Below are 19,903 nucleotides of genomic sequence, written 5' to 3' on the forward strand. Positions count from 1 at the left end.
TGAATACGGGAGCAGTAGTCCATGCAAACCCTGAAACGCAGTATGGCCGCGATGGTCGCCCTGCTGGCCTTGAGCCTGTCGGTGGTCGCCCGCGCCGAATTGCCGGATTTCACCCCGCTGGTGGAGAAGGCTTCGCCGGCCGTAGTGAACATCAGTACCACCCAGAAGGTGCCGGACCAGGTCGCCAGCGCTCAGATGCCCGACCTGGAAGGCCTGCCGCCGATGTTCCGCGACTTCATCGAGCGCAGCATGCCGCGTGGCCAACGCCCGCCGCGTGGGGCGCAGCGCGAGGCGCAATCCCTGGGTTCGGGGTTCATCATTTCCGATGATGGCTACGTCCTGACCAACAACCACGTGGTCGCCGACGCCGACGAGATCGTCGTGCGCCTGTCCGACCGCAGCGAGCACAAGGCCAAGCTGATCGGCGCCGACCCGCGCAGCGACGTGGCCCTGCTGAAGATCGAGGCCAAGGGCCTGCCGACCCTCAAGCTGGGCGATTCCGACAAGCTCAAGGTCGGTGAGTGGGTGCTGGCCATCGGCTCGCCGTTCGGCTTCGACCACTCGGTGACCGCCGGTATCGTCAGCGCCAAGGGCCGCAGCCTGCCGAACGAGAACTACGTGCCCTTCATCCAGACCGACGTGGCCATCAACCCGGGCAACTCCGGCGGCCCGCTGCTGAACCTGCAGGGCGAGGTGGTCGGCATCAACTCGCAGATCTTCACCCGCTCCGGCGGCTTCATGGGCCTGTCCTTCGCCATCCCGATCGACGTCGCCATGAACGTGGCCGACCAGTTGAAGAAGGGCGGCAAGGTCAGCCGCGGCTGGCTGGGCGTGGTGATCCAGGAAGTCAGCAAGGACCTCGCCGAATCCCTCGGCCTGGACAAGCCGGCCGGCGCCCTGGTGGCCCAGCTGGTGCAAGACGGCCCGGCGGCCAAGGGCGGCCTGCAGGTCGGCGACGTGATCCTCAGCCTGAACGGCCAGACCATCAACGAGTCGGCCGACCTGCCGCACCTGGTCGGCGGCATGAAGCCGGGCGACAAGGCTGCCCTGGACGTGTTCCGCGATGGTTCGCGCAAGACCCTGAACATGACCATCGGCAACCTGCCGGACGAGGACGACGAAGTCGCCGCCGTCGAAGGGCAGGGCGCCGAGCGCAGCAGCAACCGCATGGGCGTGACCGTCGCCGACCTCACCGCCGAACAGCGCAAGTCGCTGGACATCAAGGGCGGCGTGGTGATCAAGGACGTCCAGGACGGCCCGGCGGCGATGATCGGCCTGCGTCCGGGCGACGTCATCACCCACCTGAACAACCGCACGGTGGATTCCGCCAAGGCCTTCTCCGACATCGCCAAGGCGCTGCCGAAGGGCAAGTCGGTGTCCATGCGCGTTCTGCGCCAGGGGCGTGCCAGCTTCATTACCTTCAAGCTGGGGGAATGACTGGCGGGCAGGTAGGCCGGAAAAGGGTCGTGCCACTGGGGCATCCGGTGTGGCCGATGAATCCAACCGTGGACGGAGTCCGCTCCTACGGCGTGCTTCCCTGAACCGTAGGAGCAACTGTCTTGCGCCGAGGTGCTTTTCGTAGGATGGGTTGAGCTTGCGAAACCCATGCGGTTGCGCTGATGGGTATCGCTTCGCTCAATGCCATCCTACGAAAAGCCGTGCTTCCTGGAAGCGTAGGCGCGGGCTCTGTCCGCGATTCGGCGGATAACGCCGCACGCAGAACCTCCGGGCGCACCGGAATACCTCTGAAGGCCAAATGAAAAACGCCGTTTCCCCTCAGGAAACGGCGTTTTTTTAAGTGCGTTCAGCGCAGCTCAGCGGAACGCCCAGCGCACCCCCAGCCAGGCGGTACGCGGCGCCCCCGGAGCAACGAATGTCTCCCCCACAGAATTGCTGCGCCTGCCATTGACCGTGCCATTGCCGGCAGCGCCATCGGTACGCATCACGCCATTGTCGTCGAACGGATTGGCGCCAAGCATGCCGGCCGTGGCGTACTCACGGTCGAACAGGTTGTTGACCTGGGCGAAGACGCGCCAGGCCGGGGTGAGCTGGTAGGCGCCGTTGAGGTTGAACACGGTGTAGCCGCCGATCTCGCCGCCGCCCTGGTACAGGCCGCCGCTCTGGTGGTCGTTGTTCTCGTTGCCGCGCACGTAGGCGCTGGAGACGCTGATGGCATCGGCGCCGAGGCTCAGGCGCTCGGTCACCGCGTAGTCGGCCGACAGCTTGAGGATGTTGCGCGGGACCAGCGGAATGCGGTCGCCGGACTTCACGCTGATGTTGCCGTCGTCCGCGCTGCTGTTGGCCTCGCCCAGGAAGGTCTCGCCCGAGCGGTAGGTGGCGTCGATGAAGGTGTAGTTGGCGGCCAGCGCCCAGTCGCCCCAATTCCCGGAGATGCCGGTTTCGATGCCGCGCCGGCGGGTTTCGCCGAAGTTCGCGAAGTAGCCGCTGCCGCTGGTGCTGGACGACACGAACATGATGTCGTTGCTGTTGCGCGCGCTGAACAGCCCGGCGTTCCACTGCACGTTGTTTCCGATCAGGCCGCGCAGGCCGGCTTCCCAGGTGCGCGTCACCACCTGCTCCAGCGGCGGATCGCCGGCCATGGAGTTGGGCAGGCGGCAGGGCGACTCGGGGTTGGCGCAGCCCAGCTCGATGGTGGTCGGGGCCCGGCTGCCTTCGCTGTAGCCGACGTAGGTGGTCAGGCTGGGCGTCGGACGGAAGGTCAGGCCGATGGCCGGGTTGAAGCGGTTGAAGCTGTGCTTGCCGCTGAGCGAGGCGTTCTCGTCGACGGTATCGCTTAGGGCGTCGCCGTCGAGTTCGTAGTGGGACAACTGGTCGTGGTTGCGCACCGAGATGTCGTTGTAGCGCCCGGACAGCGTGAGATCCAGCGTCGGCGCCAGGCTCAGGGTGTCGCTGCCGTAGAGGCTCCAGGTGCGGGTGTTGCCCTTCAGGCGCGCGGCGCGGTCGTCCAGTTCGCCGTCCAGGTTGAAGGCGTTGCCGGCTTCGGCGTACATGCCCGTGCCGACGATGCCGCGGTCGGCGGTGAGCGCGCCGTATTCGGCCGACTGGCGGAAGCGTACCTGGCTGTAGTCGAAGCCGCCGCCCAGGGACAGCAGGTTTTCCTTGCCGAACAGGCGGTTGCGCAGCGAGAACTGCTCGAACAGGCCGATATTGCTCTGGGTGGTACTGGTGCGGTTGATCATCCCGGTGCATTTCTCCCCGGGTTCGCCGCCCGGCTCGAACTGCGCGGCGCAGGCTGCCAGGTTCGCCGCGGTGGTGTAGCTGCCGGCCGTCGGCAGGATGTTCTGCCCGGCTTCGCCGATGCCCTCGGGCAGGGACTCGTCGTTGATGTCGCCGTTGAAGGTGTCGGTCTTGATGTGGCGGTAGTAGAGGTTGCCGGAAGCGCTCAGGTCGTCGCTGTAGTCGTGGTTCCACTGCAGGTTGAGGAAGTTGGCGGTGTTCTGCGTGTTGTCCGGATAGGTGTACACGCTGTCGCGGTCGCGGCGCAGGAAGCTCTCGGGGACCATGCCGTTACCGTTGAGGTCGCTGTCGGCGAAGCTGTAGGTCAGCTTCAGGTCGGTGGCCTCGCCCTGCCAGCCGAGCTTGCCGAACAGTTGCTGTGCGTCGGAGTCGGAGTGGTCGCGCCATCCGTCCTCCTCGAAATGAGTGCCGGCGAAGAACCAGTCCCATTGCCCCTCGCTGCCGCCGTATTCGGCCTCGCCGATCCTGCGCCCGTAGGAGCCCAGGGTAGCCTGGACGGCGCCGCTGGGGTTGTCGCGGCCGTTCTTGGTCTGCACCGAAAGCGCGCCGCCCAGGGTATTGAGGCCGAACAGCGGGTTGCTGCCGGGCATCAGTTGCGCGCCGGCGATGGCGTTGTCGGGGATCAGGTCCCAGCTGACGACGTCGCCGAACGGCTGGTTCATGCGCACGCCGTCGAGGTACAGCGACAGCCCCTGGGGCGTGCCGAGCAGCGGCGAGGCGGTGAAGCCGCGGTAGTTGATGTCCGGCTGCAGCGGGTTGTTCTGGATCTCGTTGACGTAGACCCCGGCGCTGCGCCGCTTGAGGTAGTCGGCCAGGTCGAGCGCCTGGCTCTTCTGCATGTCCTCGCCGCTGAAGGTCTGTACCGGCGCGGCGATCCGGTCGCGGGAAACGCCCAGCGAGGGCAGCGGCAGGCTGCTGATCACCTCGCTCTGCCCGAGCGACAGGGGCTGCTCGCCGTCCGCGGCGCGGGCGGGCAGGGCGAGGCCGGCGGCGTGGGCCACGAGCAGGGCGAGGGCGCTCGGGCCGAAGGGGTGGCGTCTGGGCATGGCAGTGTTTCCTGGTTCTTGTTGGCGTTGTGGAGCGGCGCGGCCGAATCGCTCCGCCGCGCCAGGGCCAGGCGCGCAGGTGCTCGGTGGGGAGGGGGGGCCTTGGCCGGCGTGCGGCTGCACGGAGGACACTAGGGCCCTGGGCGGGGTGGGAAAATCCTACGTTGGATGCGGGCGCATCGTACGAACGTACTGGATGGCGGCCGCTGGGCGTCGGCAGCGCTGCGGCGCAGGGTGACGCCTGGCTGCGGATTCAGGTAAACTCCCCGGCTATTTTTCGGCGGATCGCCGCCTTCAGCCTTCCGAGTGTGTCAAGCCGTGAGTGACCTGAGTCATATCCGCAACTTCTCCATCATCGCCCACATCGACCATGGCAAGTCGACCCTGGCCGACCGCTTCATCCAGATGTGCGGTGGTCTGTCCGACCGCGAGATGGAAGCGCAGGTCCTCGACTCCATGGACCTGGAGCGCGAGCGGGGCATCACCATCAAGGCCCACAGCGTCACCCTGTACTACAAGGCCAAGGACGGTAAGACCTACCAGCTGAACTTCATCGACACCCCCGGCCACGTCGACTTCACCTACGAAGTCAGCCGCTCCCTGGCCGCCTGCGAGGGCGCGCTGCTGGTGGTGGACGCCGGCCAGGGCGTCGAGGCGCAGTCGGTGGCCAACTGCTATACCGCCATCGAGCAGGGCCTGGAAGTCATGCCCGTGCTGAACAAGATGGACCTGCCGCAGGCCGACCCGGACCGGGTGAAGGACGAGATCGAGAGCATCATCGGCATCGACGCCACCGACGCCGTGGCCTGCTCGGCGAAGAGCGGCATGGGCGTGGACGAGGTGCTCGAACGCCTGGTGCAGACCATCCCGGCGCCCGAGGGCGAGATCGAGGCGCCGCTGCAGGCGCTGATCATCGACTCCTGGTTCGACAACTACCTGGGTGTGGTCTCGCTGGTGCGCGTCAAGCACGGCCGCGTCAAGAAGGGCGACAAGATCCTGGTGAAGTCCACCGGCAAGCTGCACCAGGTGGACAGCGTCGGCGTGTTCTCGCCCAAGCACACCGAGACGCCGGACCTCAAGGCCGGCGAAGTGGGCTTCATCATCGCCGGCATCAAGGACATCCATGGCGCGCCCGTGGGCGACACCCTGACCCTCAGCACCACCCCCGACGTGGCCGTGCTGCCCGGCTTCAAGCGCATCAAGCCGCAGGTCTACGCCGGCCTGTTCCCGGTCAGCTCCGACGACTTCGAGGACTTCCGCGAAGCCCTGCAGAAGCTGACGCTGAACGACGCCGCCCTGCAGTACGAGCCGGAAAGCTCCGAGGCCCTGGGCTTCGGCTTCCGCATCGGCTTCCTCGGCATGCTGCACATGGAGATCATCCAGGAGCGCCTGGAGCGCGAATACGACCTGGACCTGATCACCACGGCGCCCACCGTAATCTTCGAGATCGTGCAGAAGAACGGCGACATCCTCTATGTCGACAACCCGTCCAAGCTGCCCGACCTTTCGTCCATCGACGAGATGCGCGAGCCCATCTGCCGGGCCACCATCCTTGTGCCTCAGGAGCACCTGGGCAACGTCATCACCCTGTGCATCGAGAAACGCGGTGTGCAGCGTGACATGCACTTCCTCAGCGGCCAGGTCCAGGTGATCTACGACCTGCCGATGAACGAAGTGGTGCTGGACTTCTTCGACCGTCTGAAGTCGACCAGCCGCGGCTACGCCTCGCTGGACTACAGCTTCGACCGCTTCGAGCCGGCCAACCTGGTCCGTCTCGACGTGCTGATCAACGGCGAGAAGGTGGACGCCCTCGCCCTGATCGTCCACCGCGACAATGCTCCCTACAAGGGGCGCCAGCTGGTGGAGAAGATGAAGGAACTGATCCCGCGTCAGATGTTCGACGTCGCGATTCAGGCGGCCATCGGCGGGCAGATCATCGCCCGCTCGACGGTCAAGGCGCTCAGGAAGAACGTGCTGGCCAAGTGCTATGGTGGTGATGTGAGCCGTAAGCGCAAGCTGCTGGAGAAGCAGAAGGCCGGTAAGAAAAGGATGAAGCAGGTCGGTAGCGTGGAGATTCCCCAGGAAGCCTTCCTCGCCGTGCTCAAAGTGGACAGTTAGATTCTATGACGCTGAATTTCCCGCTGTTGCTGGTGATCGCCGTCGCCCTGTGCGGCGCCCTGGCCCTGGTCGACCTGGTGCTTTTCGCACCGCGCCGCCGGGCCGCCATTTCCGCCTACCAGGGCTCGGTCACCGAGCCCGATCCGGAAGTGCTGGACAAGCTGAACAAGGAACCCGTGCTGATCGAGTACGGCAAGTCCTTCTTCCCGGTGCTGTTCATCGTGCTGGTGCTGCGGTCCTTCCTGGTCGAGCCGTTCCAGATCCCCTCCGGCTCGATGAAGCCCACCCTTGAGGTCGGCGACTTCATCCTGGTCAACAAGTTCGCCTACGGCATCCGCCTGCCGGTGCTGGACGCCAAGGTGATCCCGGTCGGCGACCCGCAGCGCGGCGACGTCATGGTGTTCCGCTACCCCAGCGACCCGAACATCAACTACATCAAGCGTGTGGTCGGCGTGCCGGGCGACCGCATCCGCTACACCAGCGACAAGCGCCTGTACGTCAACGACCAGTTGGTGGCCGAGCAACTGATCGGCGAGGAGCCGGGCAGCCTGGGCAGCGTGACCCTCTACCAGGAGAAGCTGGGCGAGGCCGAGCACCTGATCCGCAAGGAGATGACGCGCTACCGCGTGGAGCCCGGCAAGGAGTGGACGGTACCCGCCGGGCACTACTTCATGATGGGCGACAACCGCGATAACTCCAACGACAGCCGCTACTGGAACGATCCGAAGATCCCGAAGGAGCTGCTGGGCATGGTTCCGGACCGCAACATCGTCGGCAAGGCCTTCGCCGTGTGGATGAGCTGGCCGGACCCGAAACTGCGCAACCTGCCGAACTTCTCGCGGGTCGGCGTGATTCACTGAATGTGAGATGCGTCGAGCGCCGGCCGCCGGTCGGTGCTAGAACGAAGGGCGGGGCGGCACGCGGGGAGCGTGTCTGCCCCGCTTGCACTTGGAACCGCCGGTGGCGGGGGATGAGAACCATACCGACATGAGGTCAGCATGAAGTACGCAGGTTCGCAGAAGGGGATGTCGTTGCTGGGTTGGCTGGTGGTGCTGGCCATTGTGGCCTTCCTGGCCAGTACCGCATTCAAGATCATTCCGCACTACCTCGACTACTACGCCATCGAGAAGGCCATCAAATCGGTGGAAACCGACAAGGCGGCGGATGTGCGCAGCGTCCCGGAGTTCTACTCTTACGTGGACAAGGCGCTGACCATCAACAACATCCGCGACCTCAAGCTTGAGGACGCGCTGACCGTGGAACAGGACAACAACGAGTTCCGCGCGCACCTGAAGTATGAAAAACGCGAGCCGCTGATCGAGAACCTCGACCTGGTGGTCCACTTCGACAAAGAATTCCGTGTAAGAACGCCGTGAGCAATACCCTGGATCGACTCGAGCGCAAGCTCGGCTACACCTTCAAGGACCAGGACCTGATGGTCCTGGCCCTGACCCATCGCAGCTTCGCCGGGCGCAACAACGAGCGCCTGGAGTTCCTCGGTGACGCCATCCTCAACTTCGTCATCGGCGAAGCCCTGTTCAGCCACTTCCCGCAGGCCCGCGAGGGCCAGCTGTCGCGCCTGCGCGCACGGCTGGTCAAGGGCGAGACCCTGGCCCTGCTGGCCCGTGGCTTCGAACTGGGCGACTACCTGCGCCTGGGCTCGGGCGAGCTCAAGAGCGGTGGTTTCCGCCGCGAGTCGATCCTCGCCGACGCCATGGAAGCGCTGATCGGCGCCATCTACCTGGACACCGGCATGGATTCCGCGCGCGAGCGCATCCTCGCCTGGCTCGGCCCGCAACTGCGCGAGCTGACCCCGGTGGACACCAACAAGGACCCCAAGACGCGCCTGCAGGAGTTCCTGCAGTCGCGCGCCTGCGAGCTGCCGCGCTACGACGTGGTGGACATCCAGGGCGAACCGCATTGCCGGACCTTCTTCGTCGAGTGCGAAGTGGCCCTGCTGAACGACAAGACCCACGGGCACGGCGGCAGCCGCCGCATCGCCGAGCAGGTGGCCGCCGCCGCCGCGCTGGTGGCCCTGGGCGTGGAGAATGGCCATGACTGAACAACACGACGACATCAGCCGCTGCGGCTACGTCGCCATCGTCGGCCGCCCCAACGTGGGCAAGTCGACGCTGCTCAACCACATCCTCGGGCAGAAGCTGGCCATCACCTCGCGCAAGCCGCAGACCACCCGCCACACCCTGCTCGGCATCAAGACCGAAGGCGCGGTGCAGGCGGTGTACGTCGACACCCCCGGCCTGCACAAGGACAACGACAAGGCGCTGAACCGCTACATGAACCGCTCCGCCAGCGCCGCGCTGAAGGACGTCGACGTGGTGATCTTCGTCGTCGACCGCCTGCGCTGGACCGACGAGGACCAGATGGTCCTGGACCGCGTGCAGCACGTCAGCTGCCCGGTGCTGATCGCGGTGAACAAGGTCGACCGCCTGGAAGACAAGGCCGAGCTGCTGCCGCACCTGCAATGGCTCACCGAGCAGTTGCCCAAGGCCGAAGTGGTGCCGATCTCCGCCCAGCACGGGCAGAACCTCGAGCTGCTGGAAAAACTGGTGGCCGAGCGCCTGCCGGAAAGCGAGCACTTCTTCCCCGAAGACCAGATCACCGACCGCAGCAGCCGCTTCCTCGCCGCCGAGCTTGTGCGCGAGAAGATCATGCGCCAGCTCGGCGCCGAGCTGCCCTACCAGATCACCGTGGAGATCGAGGAGTTCAAGCAGGAAGGCCGCGTGCTGCACATCCACGCGCTGATCCTGGTGGAACGCGAAGGGCAGAAGAAGATCATCATCGGCGACAAGGGCGAGCGCATCAAGAGCATCGGCCAGAGCGCGCGCAAGGACATGGAAGTGCTGTTCGACTCCAAGGTCATGCTCAACCTCTGGGTCAAGGTGAAGGGCGGCTGGTCCGACGACGAACGCGCCCTGCGCTCGCTCGGCTACGGCGACCTCTGATCCCCACCCACGCGGCCCGTTACAGCGGGCCGCCTGAAGGCCGCACCCGCGCATGAGCCTCGTCAGCGTTCCCCTGCCGACCTTCATCCTGCACAGCCGCCCGTACAAGGAAACCAGCGCGCTGGTGGACTTCTTCACCCCCGAAGGCCGCCTGCGCGCGGTGCTGCGCGGCGCGCGCGGCAAGTCCGGGGCGCTGGCGCGGCCGTTCGTGCCGCTGGAGGCGGAATTCCGCGGCCGCGGCGAGCTGAAGAACGTCAGCCGCCTGGAGGCTGCCGGCATCCCCAATCTGCTGGCGGGCGAGGCGCTGTTCAGCGGCCTCTACCTCAACGAACTGCTGATTCGCGTGCTGCCGGCCGAGGTCGCCCATCCCGGGCTGTTCGAGCACTACCGCGCGACCCTGCCGGCGCTGGCCGCCGGGCGCCCGCTGGAGCCCTTGCTGCGTGCCTTCGAATGGCGGCTGCTGGACGAGCTGGGCTATGGTTTCGCCCTCGATCGCGATATTGTCGGACAAGATATCGTCCCCGGCGGCCTCTACCGCCTGCTGCCCGACGCCGGCCTGGAGCCGGTGGGCGGCTTCCAGCCGGGCCTGTTCCACGGCGCCGACCTGCTGGCCATGGCCGAGGCCGACTGGAGCGCCCCCGGCGCCCTGGCCGCGGCCAAGCGCCTGATGCGCCAGGCCCTGGCGCCGCACCTCGGCGGCCGACCGCTGGTCAGCCGCGAACTCTTCATGAATCGCAAGGAACCTCCCCGTGACTGAAGCCAACCGCATCCTCCTCGGCGTCAACATCGACCACGTCGCGACCCTGCGCCAGGCCCGCGGCACCCGCTACCCGGACCCGGTGAAAGCGGCGCTGGACGCCGAGGAAGCCGGCGCCGACGGCATCACCGTGCACCTGCGCGAGGACCGCCGGCACATCCAGGACCGCGACGTGCGCGTGCTCGCCGAGGTGCTGCAGACGCGCATGAACTTCGAGATGGGCGTGACCGAGGAGATGCTGGCCTTCGCCGAGGCGATCCGCCCGGCCCACGTCTGCCTGGTCCCGGAAACCCGCCAGGAACTGACCACCGAGGGCGGCCTGGACGTGGCCGGCCAGGAGGCGCGCATCCACGCCGCGGTGCAGCGCCTGGCCGCCGCCGGCTGCGAGGTGTCGCTATTCATCGACGCCGACCCGCGGCAGATCGAGGCTTCCGCCCGCGTCGGCGCGCCGGCCATCGAACTGCACACCGGGCGCTACGCCGACGCCCACGGCGTGGCGGAAACCGCACTGGAACTGGCGCGCATCCGCGACGGCGTGGAGGCCGGCCTGTCCCACGGGCTGATCGTCAACGCCGGCCACGGCCTGCACTACCACAACGTAGAGGCGGTGGCGGCGATCGCCGGGATCAACGAACTGAACATCGGCCACGCCCTGGTGGCCCACGCGCTGTTCGTCGGCTTCAAGCAGGCGGTGGCGGAGATGAAGGCGCTGATCGTGGCGGCGGCCAAGCGCTGAGCCCCAGGGGTTCCGGGCGCGGCTCCGGCGTTGGCGGAGGCGGCGGTGTATCGGCGTATAACCGCGAGCGGTTATACGCCCTACGCCGAGGCTGCTTTTCGTAGGATGGCGTTGAGCGAAGCGATACCCATCAGCGCAACCGCATGGGTATCGCAAGCTCAACCCATCCTACGAAAAGCCGTGCTTCCTGGAACCGTAGGAGCGGGCCCTGCCCGCGATTCGCGCGCAGGGCGCGTGCGCAGGCCTAGGGCTTACGCGCCACCAGGGTGGCGCGCAGCGGCGCCGGCAGGCCTTCGATGGTGCGGCTGGGGTCGTGCGGGTCGAGGAATTCCGGCAGCGACTGGTAGCGCATCCATTGGGTGGAACGCTGTTCCTCCACCGTGGTGCGGCTCTGGTCGACGCAGCGCACATCCGTGAAGCCGGCGCGGCGCAGCCACAGTTCCAGGGCTGCCACCGAGGGCAGGAACCAGACGTTGCGCATCTGCGCGTAGCGGTCCTCCGGCACCAGCACCGTGGTGACGTCGCCTTCCACCACCAGGGTTTCCAGCACCAGTTCGCCGCCGCGGCGCAGGCAGTCCTTGAGCGCGTAGAGGTGGTCGATGGGCGAGCGGCGGTGGTAGAGCACGCCCATGGAGAACACGGTGTCGAAGCCTTCCAGGCTCGAAGGCAGCTCCTCCAGGGTGAGCGGCAGGTGCCAGGCGGGCAGCTCCGGCAGGTAGCGCTTCATCGCCAGGAACTGGCAGAAGAACAGCCAGTTCGGGTCCACCCCCACCACGCTGCGGGCGCCGGCGCCGAGCATGCGCCACTGGTAGTAGCCGTTGCCGCAGCCGACGTCGAGGATGCGCTTGCCGGCCAGGTCCAGGTGCGGCGAGACGCGCTCCCATTTCCAGTCCGAACGCCACTCGGTATCGATATGCACGCCGAACACGTCGAAGGGCCCCTTGCGCCAGGGGATCAACCCTTGCAGGGCAGTCTTCAGTTCGGTGCGGGTGGCTTCGTCGCAGGGGCCTTCCAGGGCGAAGCAGCGGGCCAGCTCAATGTTTTCGGCGCGCAGTCCGGGCAACTGGTCGACGGCGGCCAGCCAGCGTTCCAGGTCGCCGTGGCCGTCCGCCACCTTGGCCGCGAGCTGCGCGGCGAGGGATTCGCTCCAGGCTTGCAGGGGCGTGCCGGCCAGTTCCCGGCGCAGGCCGTCGAGGGCGAAGCGTTCGATCATGGCAGGGCGACCAGCGAGGCGAAGTTCAGGCACTGGAACCACGGCACCACCTTGGAGAAACCGGCCCGGGCCAGGCGCTCGCGGTGCTCGTCCAGGGTGTCCGGGCGCATCACGTTCTCGATGGCGGTGCGCTTCTGGGCGATCTCCAGCTCGCTGTAGCCGTTGGCGCGCTTGAAGTCCAGGTGCAGCTCGTTCAGCAGCTCCTGCTCGGCGTCGTCGCTGAAGCGCAGCTTCTCCGAGAGGATGAGCGCGCCGCCGGGCAGCAAGGCCTGGCGGATGCGCTGCAGCAACTCCAGGCGCTTGCCCGGCTCGATGAACTGCAGGGTGAAGTTCATGGCCACCAGCGAGCAGCTCTGGAAGTCCATGGCCAGGATGTCCGCCTCCAGCAGGTCCGCCGGCAGCAGTTCCTGGTACATGGCGTCCTGGGCGCTGAGGTACTCGCGGCAGCGCGCCAGCATGGCGACGGAGTTGTCCACGCCCAGCACCTTGCAGCCGTCGGCCCTGACGTGGCGGCGCAGCGCCTGGGTCACCGCGCCCAGCGAGCAGCCCAGGTCGTAGATCAGGCTGTGCGGCTGGGCGAAGCGCGCGCCGAGCACGCCGATGTTCTCGACGATGGTCGGGTAGCCCGGCACCGAGCGCTTGATCATGTCCGGGAAGACGCGCGCCACGTCCTCGTTGAAGGTGAAGTCGGCGACGTGTTCCAGGGGTTGGGCGAAGATGCGGTCAGACTCGCTCACGCGGTGGGGCCTCGGTACGGTGGTGCGGACGGCCGGCGCCAGTCTCGGGCGCCGGGGTGCGCATTGTAGCCGAGCGGGGCGCGGCGCCCCAACCTCCGGGCGACGAGCCCGGCGCCTCACTTGAGCTTGTCGGAGAAGTACTCGCCGGCGCCCTGCAGCGGGCCCAGGGGGTTCTTCTTGTCTTCCACGCGGCGGATGTTCGGTTCGCCGTTGCTGACCTTGTGCACCACCACGTCGTCGATCAGCACGAACACCGGGCGGAACGACCAGCCCTGGACCTGGCGGCGCTTGCGGAAGTTGAACATGTCGGCCCAGAAGCTGCCGATGCGCTGGCTGTCGGTCTTGTTGAAGTCGAAGGAATAGCCGATGCAGCGGTCCTTGGCCTGCAGGCAGGTCACCAGGCCGTCGGGCAGGTAGTCGATGGGGATGTTCGGCTGCACGAAGAGCAGGCGCACGTCGATGAACGAGAGCATCTTGGCGTTGCCCTGAGTCAGCGGGTCGAAGCCCAGGCTGAGCAGTTGCGAGCGCGTGGTCCGGCCCGGCACCACCTGTTCGTAGCGGTGCTCGGCGTCCTGGTAGTCGATGAAGGGAGACTGCACTTCGGCGCGTTCGCTGGGCAGCAGGCTGCCGCACGCGCCAAGCATCAGACAGGTTCCAAGCATCCCCAGCAAACGGACTTCAGCACGCATGAAACCTCTCCATTCGATACTCCCTGGTATTTGATCTATAGACGATGACGGCAGCGCCTGCCGGACTTTTCTACAGGGCGAATGTGTCAGTCGACAGAGACCAGGTATTCGCGCATCAGCGGTGCCCAGGCGTCGCCTTCGCGCAGCCTGCGCAGGCCCTCGTCGAGCTGCGCCAGGCGTGCGTCGGCGTTCTTCAGGTGTGGGCTCAGGGCCACGTACATCGGCCGCGGGCTGGGCAGCTCGCCGGCGCTGCGGACCTGCCCGGCGAGGCCCTGGCGCTGGAGGTAGCGGTCGACGATGCGGCGGTCCTCGACCACCACGTCGACGCGGCCGAGCAGCAGCTTCTGCAGGTTGCGTTCGAGCACGCGCTCGCCGCTGAGGACCTGCACCCGCTCGTGGTCGTCCAGGTTGCGGTCGCGCCAGGCGTCCAGTTGCTCGCCGTAGGAATAGCCCTGCGCCAGGCCGACGGCGAGCCCGTCGAGGGAGGCCGGGTCGCGGTAGCGCCAGTCGCTGTCGGCGCGGGTGTAGAAATGCATGTCGGCCCAGGCGATGGGTTCGCGGCCGATCAGCAGCCCCTGGCTTTCCTCCGCGTAGGCGCCGATCACCCCGTCGATCAGGCCTTCGCGGGCCATCTGCAGGGCCCGCGACCAGGGCAGGTTCTCGAACTGCGGCGGCTCGGGCAGGGCCTGGCCCAGGCCTTCGAGCAGGTAGCCGGGTTTCTCCGGCGTCTGCGGGCACAGGTAGGGGCACCAGTCGTCGCCGCCCAGGCGCAGCGGCTCGGCGGTGGCGCCCAGGGCTGCCGCGCAGCACAGGGCGGTGAGGGTGGCGCGCAGCATGGCGTCCTCAGGCGAGGGGGTTCGCCTGCGAGTATGGCAGAGGCGTATGGCGCGCACTAACCGAGGCGGCGATGCCCAGTTGGCCGAGCCAGTAGCTGAGCATGATGGCGTAGCCGGAACCGGCGAAGGGCGAGACGAAGCGGTTGATGCCGATCATGCCGTCGGAGATCACGAACAGCAGGGCGCCGGCGGCGGCCAGGCGGGCGCTGGGCGAGGCCTGCGGCAGCCGGGCCAGGGCGCGCCAGAGCATGCAGGCGATCACCAGGCTGTACGCCGCGATGGGCAGGCGCAGCGGGCCCAGGCCCTGGCGGTCGAGCAGTAGGAACAGGCCGCCGCCCAGCGCCGCGGCGCAGGCCAGGGCCAATGGCGCGGGGCGCCGCGTCTCGCCCAGGTAGGCGGCGAGGTAGGCCAGGTGAGCGAGGAGGAAGGCGCACAGGCCGGGCACGAAGGCGTTGAGCGGCCATTCCAGCAGCACGTCGCCGAGCAGCGATAGCGCCAGGCCCAGGGCTATCCAGCGGCGGTAGGGGGTTGCCGGCGAGGCGCCGACCCAGCCGAGCAGGGCGATGATCGGCAGCGGCTTGCAGAGCATGCGCAGCCAGGGCAGGTCGAGGGCGATGCCGAGCAGGTAGGCGAGGCCGGCGAGGACGGCCAGGGGGAGCAGCCAGCGCATCTGTCGATTCTCCGCAGCAGGTGCGTCGACTGTGCCGCAGCCGTCGCCGCCGCCCCAGGCCGCGGGCGTCAGATCGGGTGGTATTTGGCGCCGCGTTCAGTACGCCTTGAGCGCGCAGTCGAAGGTGCGCTCGGGGGCGACGTCGGCCTCCCAGGGGCGGCGGTAGGCCAGTTGCAGGTGGTCCTCGCCGCTGGCGGTGACGCGGAAGCGCCAGGTGGACTCGCCGGCGCTGCCGACCAGTCCGCTGTCCTCGGGGTTGTTGTAGACCTCCGGGCCCAGGCTGGCCAGCACGTGGCTGGCGGGGTTGCGCACTTCCCAGCGGAAACCGGTGGTGGGGTTGCTCGGCAGCATCAGCACCAGCTCCTGGCCCTGGTGCAGTTCCAGGGGCTTGCAGGGCTTGTCGTCTTCCAGGCTGACCACGGGCTTGGGTTGGCTGGCGCAGGCGGCGAGCAACAGCAGGGGCAGGGCGAGCAGGGGGCGGGGCGACGGCATGACGACTCCTCGGGCTGGGTCCGGACAGGCGGGAGGATATCGCAAAGGTCCGACGCGGTGGGGCCATACGTCCCCAGGGAACGGCATGGGTGAGAGGCTCTTCGTAGGCGCGAGCCGTGTCAGCCTGCAGCTCGCGCCGGGATGGCCGGCGATCGCGGACAAGGTCCGCTACGGGGGAATGCCGTGCCTCGGGGCAACCTGTAGGAGCGGGCCCTGCCCGCGATTCGCGCGCAGGGCGCGCTCCTACATGGGAATGGTGTAGGTGGGGCGGCGTAGGAGCGGATCTCATCCGCGAATTGCGCCGGGATGTCCGGCTATCGCGGACAAGGTCCGCTCCTACGGGGGAATGCCGTGCCTCGGGGCAACCTGCGGGCCCTGCCCGCGATTTCGCGCGCAGGGCGCGCTCCTACATGGGAATGATGTAGGTGGCGCGGCGTAGGAGGATCTTATCCGCGAATCGCGCCGGGACGTCCGGCGATCGCGGACAAGGTCCTACGGGGGAATGCCATACCTTCGGGCAACCTGTAGGAGCGGGCCCTGCCCGCGATTTCGCGCGCAGGGCGCGCTCCCATGGGAATGGTGTAGGTGGGGCGGCGTAGGAGCGGATCCCATCCGCGAATCGCGCCGGGACGTCCGGCTATCGCGGATAAGGTCCGCTACGGGGGAATGCCGTGCCTCGGGGCAACCTGTAGGAGCGGGCCCTGCCCGCGATTTCGCGCGCAGGGCGCGCTCCTACATGGGAATGGTGTAGGTGGCGCGGCGTAGGAGCGGATCCCATCCGCGAATTGCGCCGGGATGGCCGGCGATCACGGACAAGGTCCTACGGGGGAATGCCGTGCCTCGGGGCAACCTGTAGCGGGCCCTGCCCGCGATTTCGCGCGCAGGGCGCGCTCCTACATGGGAATGGTGTAGGTGGGGCGGCGTAGGAGCGGATCTCATCCGCGAATCGCGCCGGGACGTCCGGCTATCGCGGACAAGGTCCCCTACACCCTCCGGCAAACACAACACCCCGTAGGATGGTGTTGAGCGAAGCGATACCCATCACCAGTGTCCGATGGGTATCGCAAGCTCAACCCATCCTACGAAGAGCGTTCCGGCGCAGCGCTGGCCCTCAGGCCGGGAACAGCACCTTGGCCACGTCGCCGTAGCGCTTGGCGAAGTGCACCGTCAGGCCTTCCTTGAGGTAGTCCGGCAGTTCTTCGAAGTCGCCGCGGTTGGCTTCGGGCAGGATCAGTTCGTGGATCTTCTGCCGGCGCGCCGCGATCACCTTTTCGCGCACCCCGCCGATGGGCAGCACCTGGCCGGTGAGGGTCAGCTCGCCGGTCATGGCCACGCCCTTCTTCGGCGCCTGGTTGCGCGCCAGGGACAGCAGGGCGCTGGCCATGGTCACGCCGGCGCTGGGGCCGTCCTTGGGCGTGGCGCCCTCGGGCACGTGCAGGTGGACGAAGGCCTGGTCGAAGAAGTTGGCGTCGCCGCCGTACTTCTTCAGGTTGGCGGTGATGTAGCTGTAGGCGATTTCCGCCGACTCCTTCATCACGTCACCCAGTTGCCCGGTCAGCTTGAAGCCGCGGTTCAGCGTATGGATGCGCGTCGCCTCGATGGGCAGGGTGGCGCCGCCCATGCTGGTCCAGGCCAGGCCGGTGATGACGCCGATGCCGGAGAGCAGCTGCTCGGTGCGGAACACCGGCATGCCGAGGTAGCTCTCCAGGTCCTTGGCGCCGATCTTCAGCTTGGCCTCGGGGTCTTCCAGCAGCTTGACCACGGCCTTGCGCACCAGCTTGCCGAGCTGTTTCTCCAGTTGCCGCACCCCGGCCTCGCGGGCGTAGCCCTCGATCACCGCGCGCAGGGCGGCGTCGTTGATCGACAGCCGCTCCTTCGGCACCCCGGCCTTTTCCAGTTGCTTGGGCCACAGGTGGCGTTTGGCGATGGCCAGCTTCTCCTCGGCGATGTAGCCGGACAGGCGGATGACCTCCATGCGGTCGAGCAGCGGCCCGGGGATGGAGTCCAGGGTGTTGGCCGTGCAGACGAACAGTACCTTGGACAGGTCCAGGCGCAGGTCCAGGTAGTGGTCGAGGAATTCCACGTTCTGTTCCGGGTCCAGCGTCTCCAGCAGCGCCGAGGCCGGGTCGCCCTGGTAGCTGGCGCCGAGCTTGTCGATCTCGTCGAGCATGATCACCGGGTTCATCACCTCGACGTCCTTCAGCGCCTGCACCAGCTTGCCCGGCAGGGCGCCGATGTAGGTGCGGCGGTGCCCCTTGATCTCCGCCTCGTCGCGCATGCCGCCGACGCTGAAGCGGTAGAACGGCCGGCCGAGGCTCTCGGCGATGGACTTGCCGATGCTGGTCTTGCCCACCCCGGGCGGGCCCACCAGCAGCACGATGGAGCCGGCGATCTCGCCCTTGAAGGCGCCCACGGCGAGGAATTCGAGGATGCGGTCCTTGACGTCTTCGAGGCCGGCGTGGTGCTTGTCCAGCACCTTGCGCGCGTGGGGCAGGCTGAGCTTGTCCTTGCCCAGCACGCCCCAGGGCACCGCGGTGGCCCAGTCCAGGTAGTTGCGGGTGACCGCGTATTCCGGCGAGCCGGTCTCCAGGATCGACAGCTTGTTCAGCTCCTCGTCGATACGCTTCTTCGCCTGCTCGGGGAGGATCTTGCCTTCCAGGCGGGCGCGGAACTCGTCGGCGTCGGCGCTCTTGTCGTCCTTGGTGATGCCCAGCTCCTGCTGGATGGTCTTGAGCTGCTCCTTGAGGAAGAACTCGCGCTGGCGCTCGCCGATCTTGCGGTTGACCTCGGCCGACAGTTCCTTCTGCAGGCGCGCGACTTCCACCTCCTTGCGCAGCAGCGGCAGGACCTTCTCCATGCGCTTGAGCATCGGCACCGTGTCCAGCACCTCCTGCAGCTCGTTGCCGGGCGCGGTGGTCAGGGCCGCGGCGAAGTCGGTGAGCGGCGAGGGGTCGTTGGGATTGAAGCGGTTCAGGTAGTTCTTCAGCTCCTCGCTGTACAGCGGGTTGAGCGGCAGCAGCTCCTTGATCGCGTTGATCAGCGCCATGCCGTAGGCCTTGACCTCGTCGCTGGAGTCACTGGGCGTGTGCGGGTAGTCCACCTCGACCAGGAACGGCGGGCGGTGGCGCTTGATCCAGCCGCGGATGCGCACCCGCGCCAGGCCCTGGGCTACGAACTGCAGCTTGCCGCCCTCGCGGCTGGCATGGTGCACGCGCACCAGGGTGCCGTGCTCGGGCAGGCTGTCCGGGTCGAAGTGGCGCGGATCGTCCGGCGGGTTGTCCATGAAGAACAGCGCCAGGCTGTGGTGGTCGGTCTTGGCCACCAGCTCCAGGGTTTCCGCCCAGGGTTCTTCGTTGACGATCACCGGCAGCACCTGCGCGGGGAAGAACGGGCGGTTGTGGATCGGGATGACGTAGACGGTGGTCGGCAGCTTCTGGCCGGGCAGCACCAGGCCGGTCCCGGTGACCTCCTCGGCGCTGTGGATATCGTGAATCTCGTCTTGGTCGCTCATGAGGCACCTGACTGATTGAACATGACAGTCTAGATGGGGAATCGGCCCGCGACTTTCAATTCCCCGACGAGCGCGGCCTGTTGCCGGAGGTTTCCCGCGGCGGGCGCAGGAAGTCGCTGGGCGGGCGGCCGAACTGGCGGCTGAACATGGCGCTGAAGGCGCTGGGCGTGGAGTAGCCGACCTCCAGCGCCGCCTCCAGCACGCTGGCGCCGCTGCCCAGCAGCTCCAGGGCGCGCAGCAGCCGGGCCTGCTGGCGCCACTGGCCGAAGGTCAGCCCGGTGTCGCGCAGGAACCAGCGGCGCACCGTCTTGGCGTCGACCTTGGCCCGCGCGGCCCAGTCCTGGAGCCCGGCTTCCAGGCCCATGTCCCGGCACAGCCGGCGCAGGCGCGGCTCGTTGGGCAGCGGCAGGTGCAGGGGCAGCGCCGGCTCGCTGGTCAGCTCGTCGAGCAGCAGGCGCAGCACGCGGCCATCGCGGCTGTCCGCCGGAACCTCGCCGGCGATGCCCACGGCGGCCAGGATCAGCTCGCGCAGCAGCGGCGAGATGGCCAGCACCGTGCACGCGGTGGGCAGGTGCGGCGCGCTGTCCGGCTCGATGTAGAGAGTGCGCACGCGCACCTCGCCGACCATCCGCGTCCAGTGCTCGACGCCGGCGGGAACCCACAGGCCGCGGTTGTCCGGCACCACCCAGAGGCCGCCGGCAGTGCCCACCACCAGCACCCCGCGCACCGCATAGAGCAGTTGCGCGCGCTGGTGGCTGTGGCTGGGCACCTGGTGGCCGTCGGCGTAGTCCAGGGCGACGGCGGTCACCGGGCCGGTGGCGTGCTGGTCGCCGTGGATGGAGGGAATGTCCGCTTCTCGCATTTCATCGCCCGTTTT

At 67.6% G+C, this 19,903-nt stretch carries 17 protein-coding genes; 8 read left to right on the plus strand and 9 right to left on the minus strand.

Annotation, left to right across the window (positions count from 1 at the left end):
• The first annotated feature begins 21 nt into the window (after positions 1–21).
• On the plus strand, positions 22–1,437 hold the full coding sequence (locus RN02_RS13475; protein ID WP_009616442.1) for a DegQ family serine endoprotease: 1,416 nt from the start codon (positions 22–24) through the stop codon (positions 1,435–1,437).
• A 377-nt stretch (positions 1,438–1,814) separates the two neighbouring features.
• Here the strand turns inward: RN02_RS13475 and RN02_RS13480 are convergent, their stop codons facing one another.
• Positions 1,815–4,304, minus strand: a complete 2,490-nt coding sequence (locus RN02_RS13480; protein ID WP_043314943.1) for a TonB-dependent receptor — start codon at positions 4,302–4,304, stop codon at positions 1,815–1,817.
• Between the two features lie 318 nt (positions 4,305–4,622).
• On the opposite strand from RN02_RS13480, the gene lepA reads away from it, so the two are divergent.
• The 7 genes from lepA to pdxJ all read left to right on the plus strand — a co-directional run bounded on the left by lepA (position 4,623) and on the right by pdxJ (position 10,878).
• A complete protein-coding gene (gene lepA / locus RN02_RS13485; protein ID WP_009616447.1) occupies positions 4,623–6,422 on the plus strand; it encodes a translation elongation factor 4 in 1,800 nt (599 codons plus the stop codon).
• Positions 6,423–6,427: 5 nt separating this feature from the next.
• Positions 6,428–7,282 (plus strand): signal peptidase I, encoded by an 855-nt coding sequence (lepB, locus tag RN02_RS13490; protein WP_009616449.1) that lies wholly within the window; start codon positions 6,428–6,430, stop codon positions 7,280–7,282.
• A gap of 138 nt (positions 7,283–7,420) precedes the next feature.
• Positions 7,421–7,798, plus strand: a complete 378-nt coding sequence (locus RN02_RS13495) for a DUF4845 domain-containing protein (RefSeq protein ID WP_009616451.1) — start codon at positions 7,421–7,423, stop codon at positions 7,796–7,798.
• A complete protein-coding gene (rnc, locus tag RN02_RS13500; protein WP_009616452.1) occupies positions 7,795–8,484 on the plus strand; it encodes a ribonuclease III in 690 nt (229 codons plus the stop codon). The genes RN02_RS13495 and rnc overlap by 4 nt, the downstream gene beginning before the upstream one ends.
• Complete coding sequence (era, locus tag RN02_RS13505) at positions 8,477–9,385, plus strand: GTPase Era (RefSeq protein ID WP_043271376.1); 909 nt, start codon at positions 8,477–8,479, stop codon at positions 9,383–9,385. The genes rnc and era overlap by 8 nt, the downstream gene beginning before the upstream one ends.
• Positions 9,386–9,437: 52 nt before the next feature.
• A complete protein-coding gene (gene recO / locus RN02_RS13510; RefSeq protein ID WP_009616456.1) occupies positions 9,438–10,142 on the plus strand; it encodes a DNA repair protein RecO in 705 nt (234 codons plus the stop codon).
• Complete coding sequence (gene pdxJ, locus RN02_RS13515; protein WP_043271374.1) at positions 10,135–10,878, plus strand: pyridoxine 5'-phosphate synthase; 744 nt, start codon at positions 10,135–10,137, stop codon at positions 10,876–10,878. Before recO ends, pdxJ begins: the two co-directional genes overlap by 8 nt.
• A 244-nt stretch (positions 10,879–11,122) precedes the next feature.
• Here the strand turns inward: pdxJ and cmoB are convergent, their stop codons facing one another.
• The 8 genes from cmoB to RN02_RS13555 form a co-directional block, all read right to left on the minus strand.
• Positions 11,123–12,091: a tRNA 5-methoxyuridine(34)/uridine 5-oxyacetic acid(34) synthase CmoB gene (gene cmoB, locus RN02_RS13520; protein ID WP_043314944.1), complete on the minus strand. Its 969-nt coding sequence runs from the start codon at positions 12,089–12,091 to the stop codon at positions 11,123–11,125.
• Positions 12,088–12,828 (minus strand): carboxy-S-adenosyl-L-methionine synthase CmoA, encoded by a 741-nt coding sequence (gene cmoA / locus RN02_RS13525; protein ID WP_043314946.1) that lies wholly within the window; start codon positions 12,826–12,828, stop codon positions 12,088–12,090. The genes cmoB and cmoA overlap by 4 nt, the downstream gene beginning before the upstream one ends.
• Before the next feature lie 116 nt (positions 12,829–12,944).
• Positions 12,945–13,517, minus strand: a complete 573-nt coding sequence (locus tag RN02_RS13530; RefSeq protein WP_009616464.1) for a hypothetical protein — start codon at positions 13,515–13,517, stop codon at positions 12,945–12,947.
• Between the two features lie 86 nt (positions 13,518–13,603).
• Positions 13,604–14,353, minus strand: a complete 750-nt coding sequence (locus tag RN02_RS13535) for a substrate-binding periplasmic protein (protein ID WP_009616466.1) — start codon at positions 14,351–14,353, stop codon at positions 13,604–13,606.
• A gap of 7 nt (positions 14,354–14,360) precedes the next feature.
• Entirely contained in the window at positions 14,361–15,023 is a 663-nt protein-coding gene (locus RN02_RS13540; protein WP_043314947.1) for a lysoplasmalogenase, read from the minus strand.
• 96 nt (positions 15,024–15,119) lie between these two features.
• Positions 15,120–15,515: a protease inhibitor I42 family protein gene (locus RN02_RS13545; protein WP_043271366.1), complete on the minus strand. Its 396-nt coding sequence runs from the start codon at positions 15,513–15,515 to the stop codon at positions 15,120–15,122.
• Between the two features lie 1,111 nt (positions 15,516–16,626).
• Complete coding sequence (lon, locus tag RN02_RS13550; protein ID WP_043314948.1) at positions 16,627–19,026, minus strand: endopeptidase La; 2,400 nt, start codon at positions 19,024–19,026, stop codon at positions 16,627–16,629.
• A 55-nt stretch (positions 19,027–19,081) separates the two neighbouring features.
• Positions 19,082–19,888, minus strand: coding sequence for an AraC family transcriptional regulator (locus tag RN02_RS13555; protein ID WP_043314950.1), 807 nt, complete (start codon positions 19,886–19,888; stop codon positions 19,082–19,084).
• Positions 19,889–19,903 lie beyond the last annotated feature (15 nt).

The sequence above is a fragment of the Pseudomonas sp. PI1 genome, from assembly GCF_000812405.1.
GTDB lineage: Bacteria > Pseudomonadota > Gammaproteobacteria > Pseudomonadales > Pseudomonadaceae > Pseudomonas > Pseudomonas citronellolis.

What these genes read in the sequence shown, in the direction of transcription:
- RN02_RS13545 (WP_043271366.1), bottom strand. Translation starts at nt 15,515, where the DNA reads ATGCCGTCGCCCCGCCCCCTGCTCGCCCTGCCCCTGCTGTTGCTCGCC.
- lepB (WP_009616449.1), top strand. Translation starts at nt 6,428, where the DNA reads ATGACGCTGAATTTCCCGCTGTTGCTGGTGATCGCCGTCGCCCTGTGC.
- recO (WP_009616456.1), top strand. Translation starts at nt 9,438, where the DNA reads ATGAGCCTCGTCAGCGTTCCCCTGCCGACCTTCATCCTGCACAGCCGC.
- RN02_RS13480 (WP_043314943.1), bottom strand. Translation starts at nt 4,304, where the DNA reads ATGCCCAGACGCCACCCCTTCGGCCCGAGCGCCCTCGCCCTGCTCGTG.
- RN02_RS13540 (WP_043314947.1), bottom strand. Translation starts at nt 15,023, where the DNA reads ATGCGCTGGCTGCTCCCCCTGGCCGTCCTCGCCGGCCTCGCCTACCTG.
- era (WP_043271376.1), top strand. Translation starts at nt 8,477, where the DNA reads ATGACTGAACAACACGACGACATCAGCCGCTGCGGCTACGTCGCCATC.
- RN02_RS13475 (WP_009616442.1), top strand. Translation starts at nt 22, where the DNA reads ATGCAAACCCTGAAACGCAGTATGGCCGCGATGGTCGCCCTGCTGGCC.
- RN02_RS13555 (WP_043314950.1), bottom strand. Translation starts at nt 19,888, where the DNA reads ATGCGAGAAGCGGACATTCCCTCCATCCACGGCGACCAGCACGCCACC.
- lon (WP_043314948.1), bottom strand. Translation starts at nt 19,026, where the DNA reads ATGAGCGACCAAGACGAGATTCACGATATCCACAGCGCCGAGGAGGTC.
- RN02_RS13535 (WP_009616466.1), bottom strand. Translation starts at nt 14,353, where the DNA reads ATGCTGCGCGCCACCCTCACCGCCCTGTGCTGCGCGGCAGCCCTGGGC.
- cmoB (WP_043314944.1), bottom strand. Translation starts at nt 12,091, where the DNA reads ATGATCGAACGCTTCGCCCTCGACGGCCTGCGCCGGGAACTGGCCGGC.
- RN02_RS13495 (WP_009616451.1), top strand. Translation starts at nt 7,421, where the DNA reads ATGAAGTACGCAGGTTCGCAGAAGGGGATGTCGTTGCTGGGTTGGCTG.
- RN02_RS13530 (WP_009616464.1), bottom strand. Translation starts at nt 13,517, where the DNA reads ATGCGTGCTGAAGTCCGTTTGCTGGGGATGCTTGGAACCTGTCTGATG.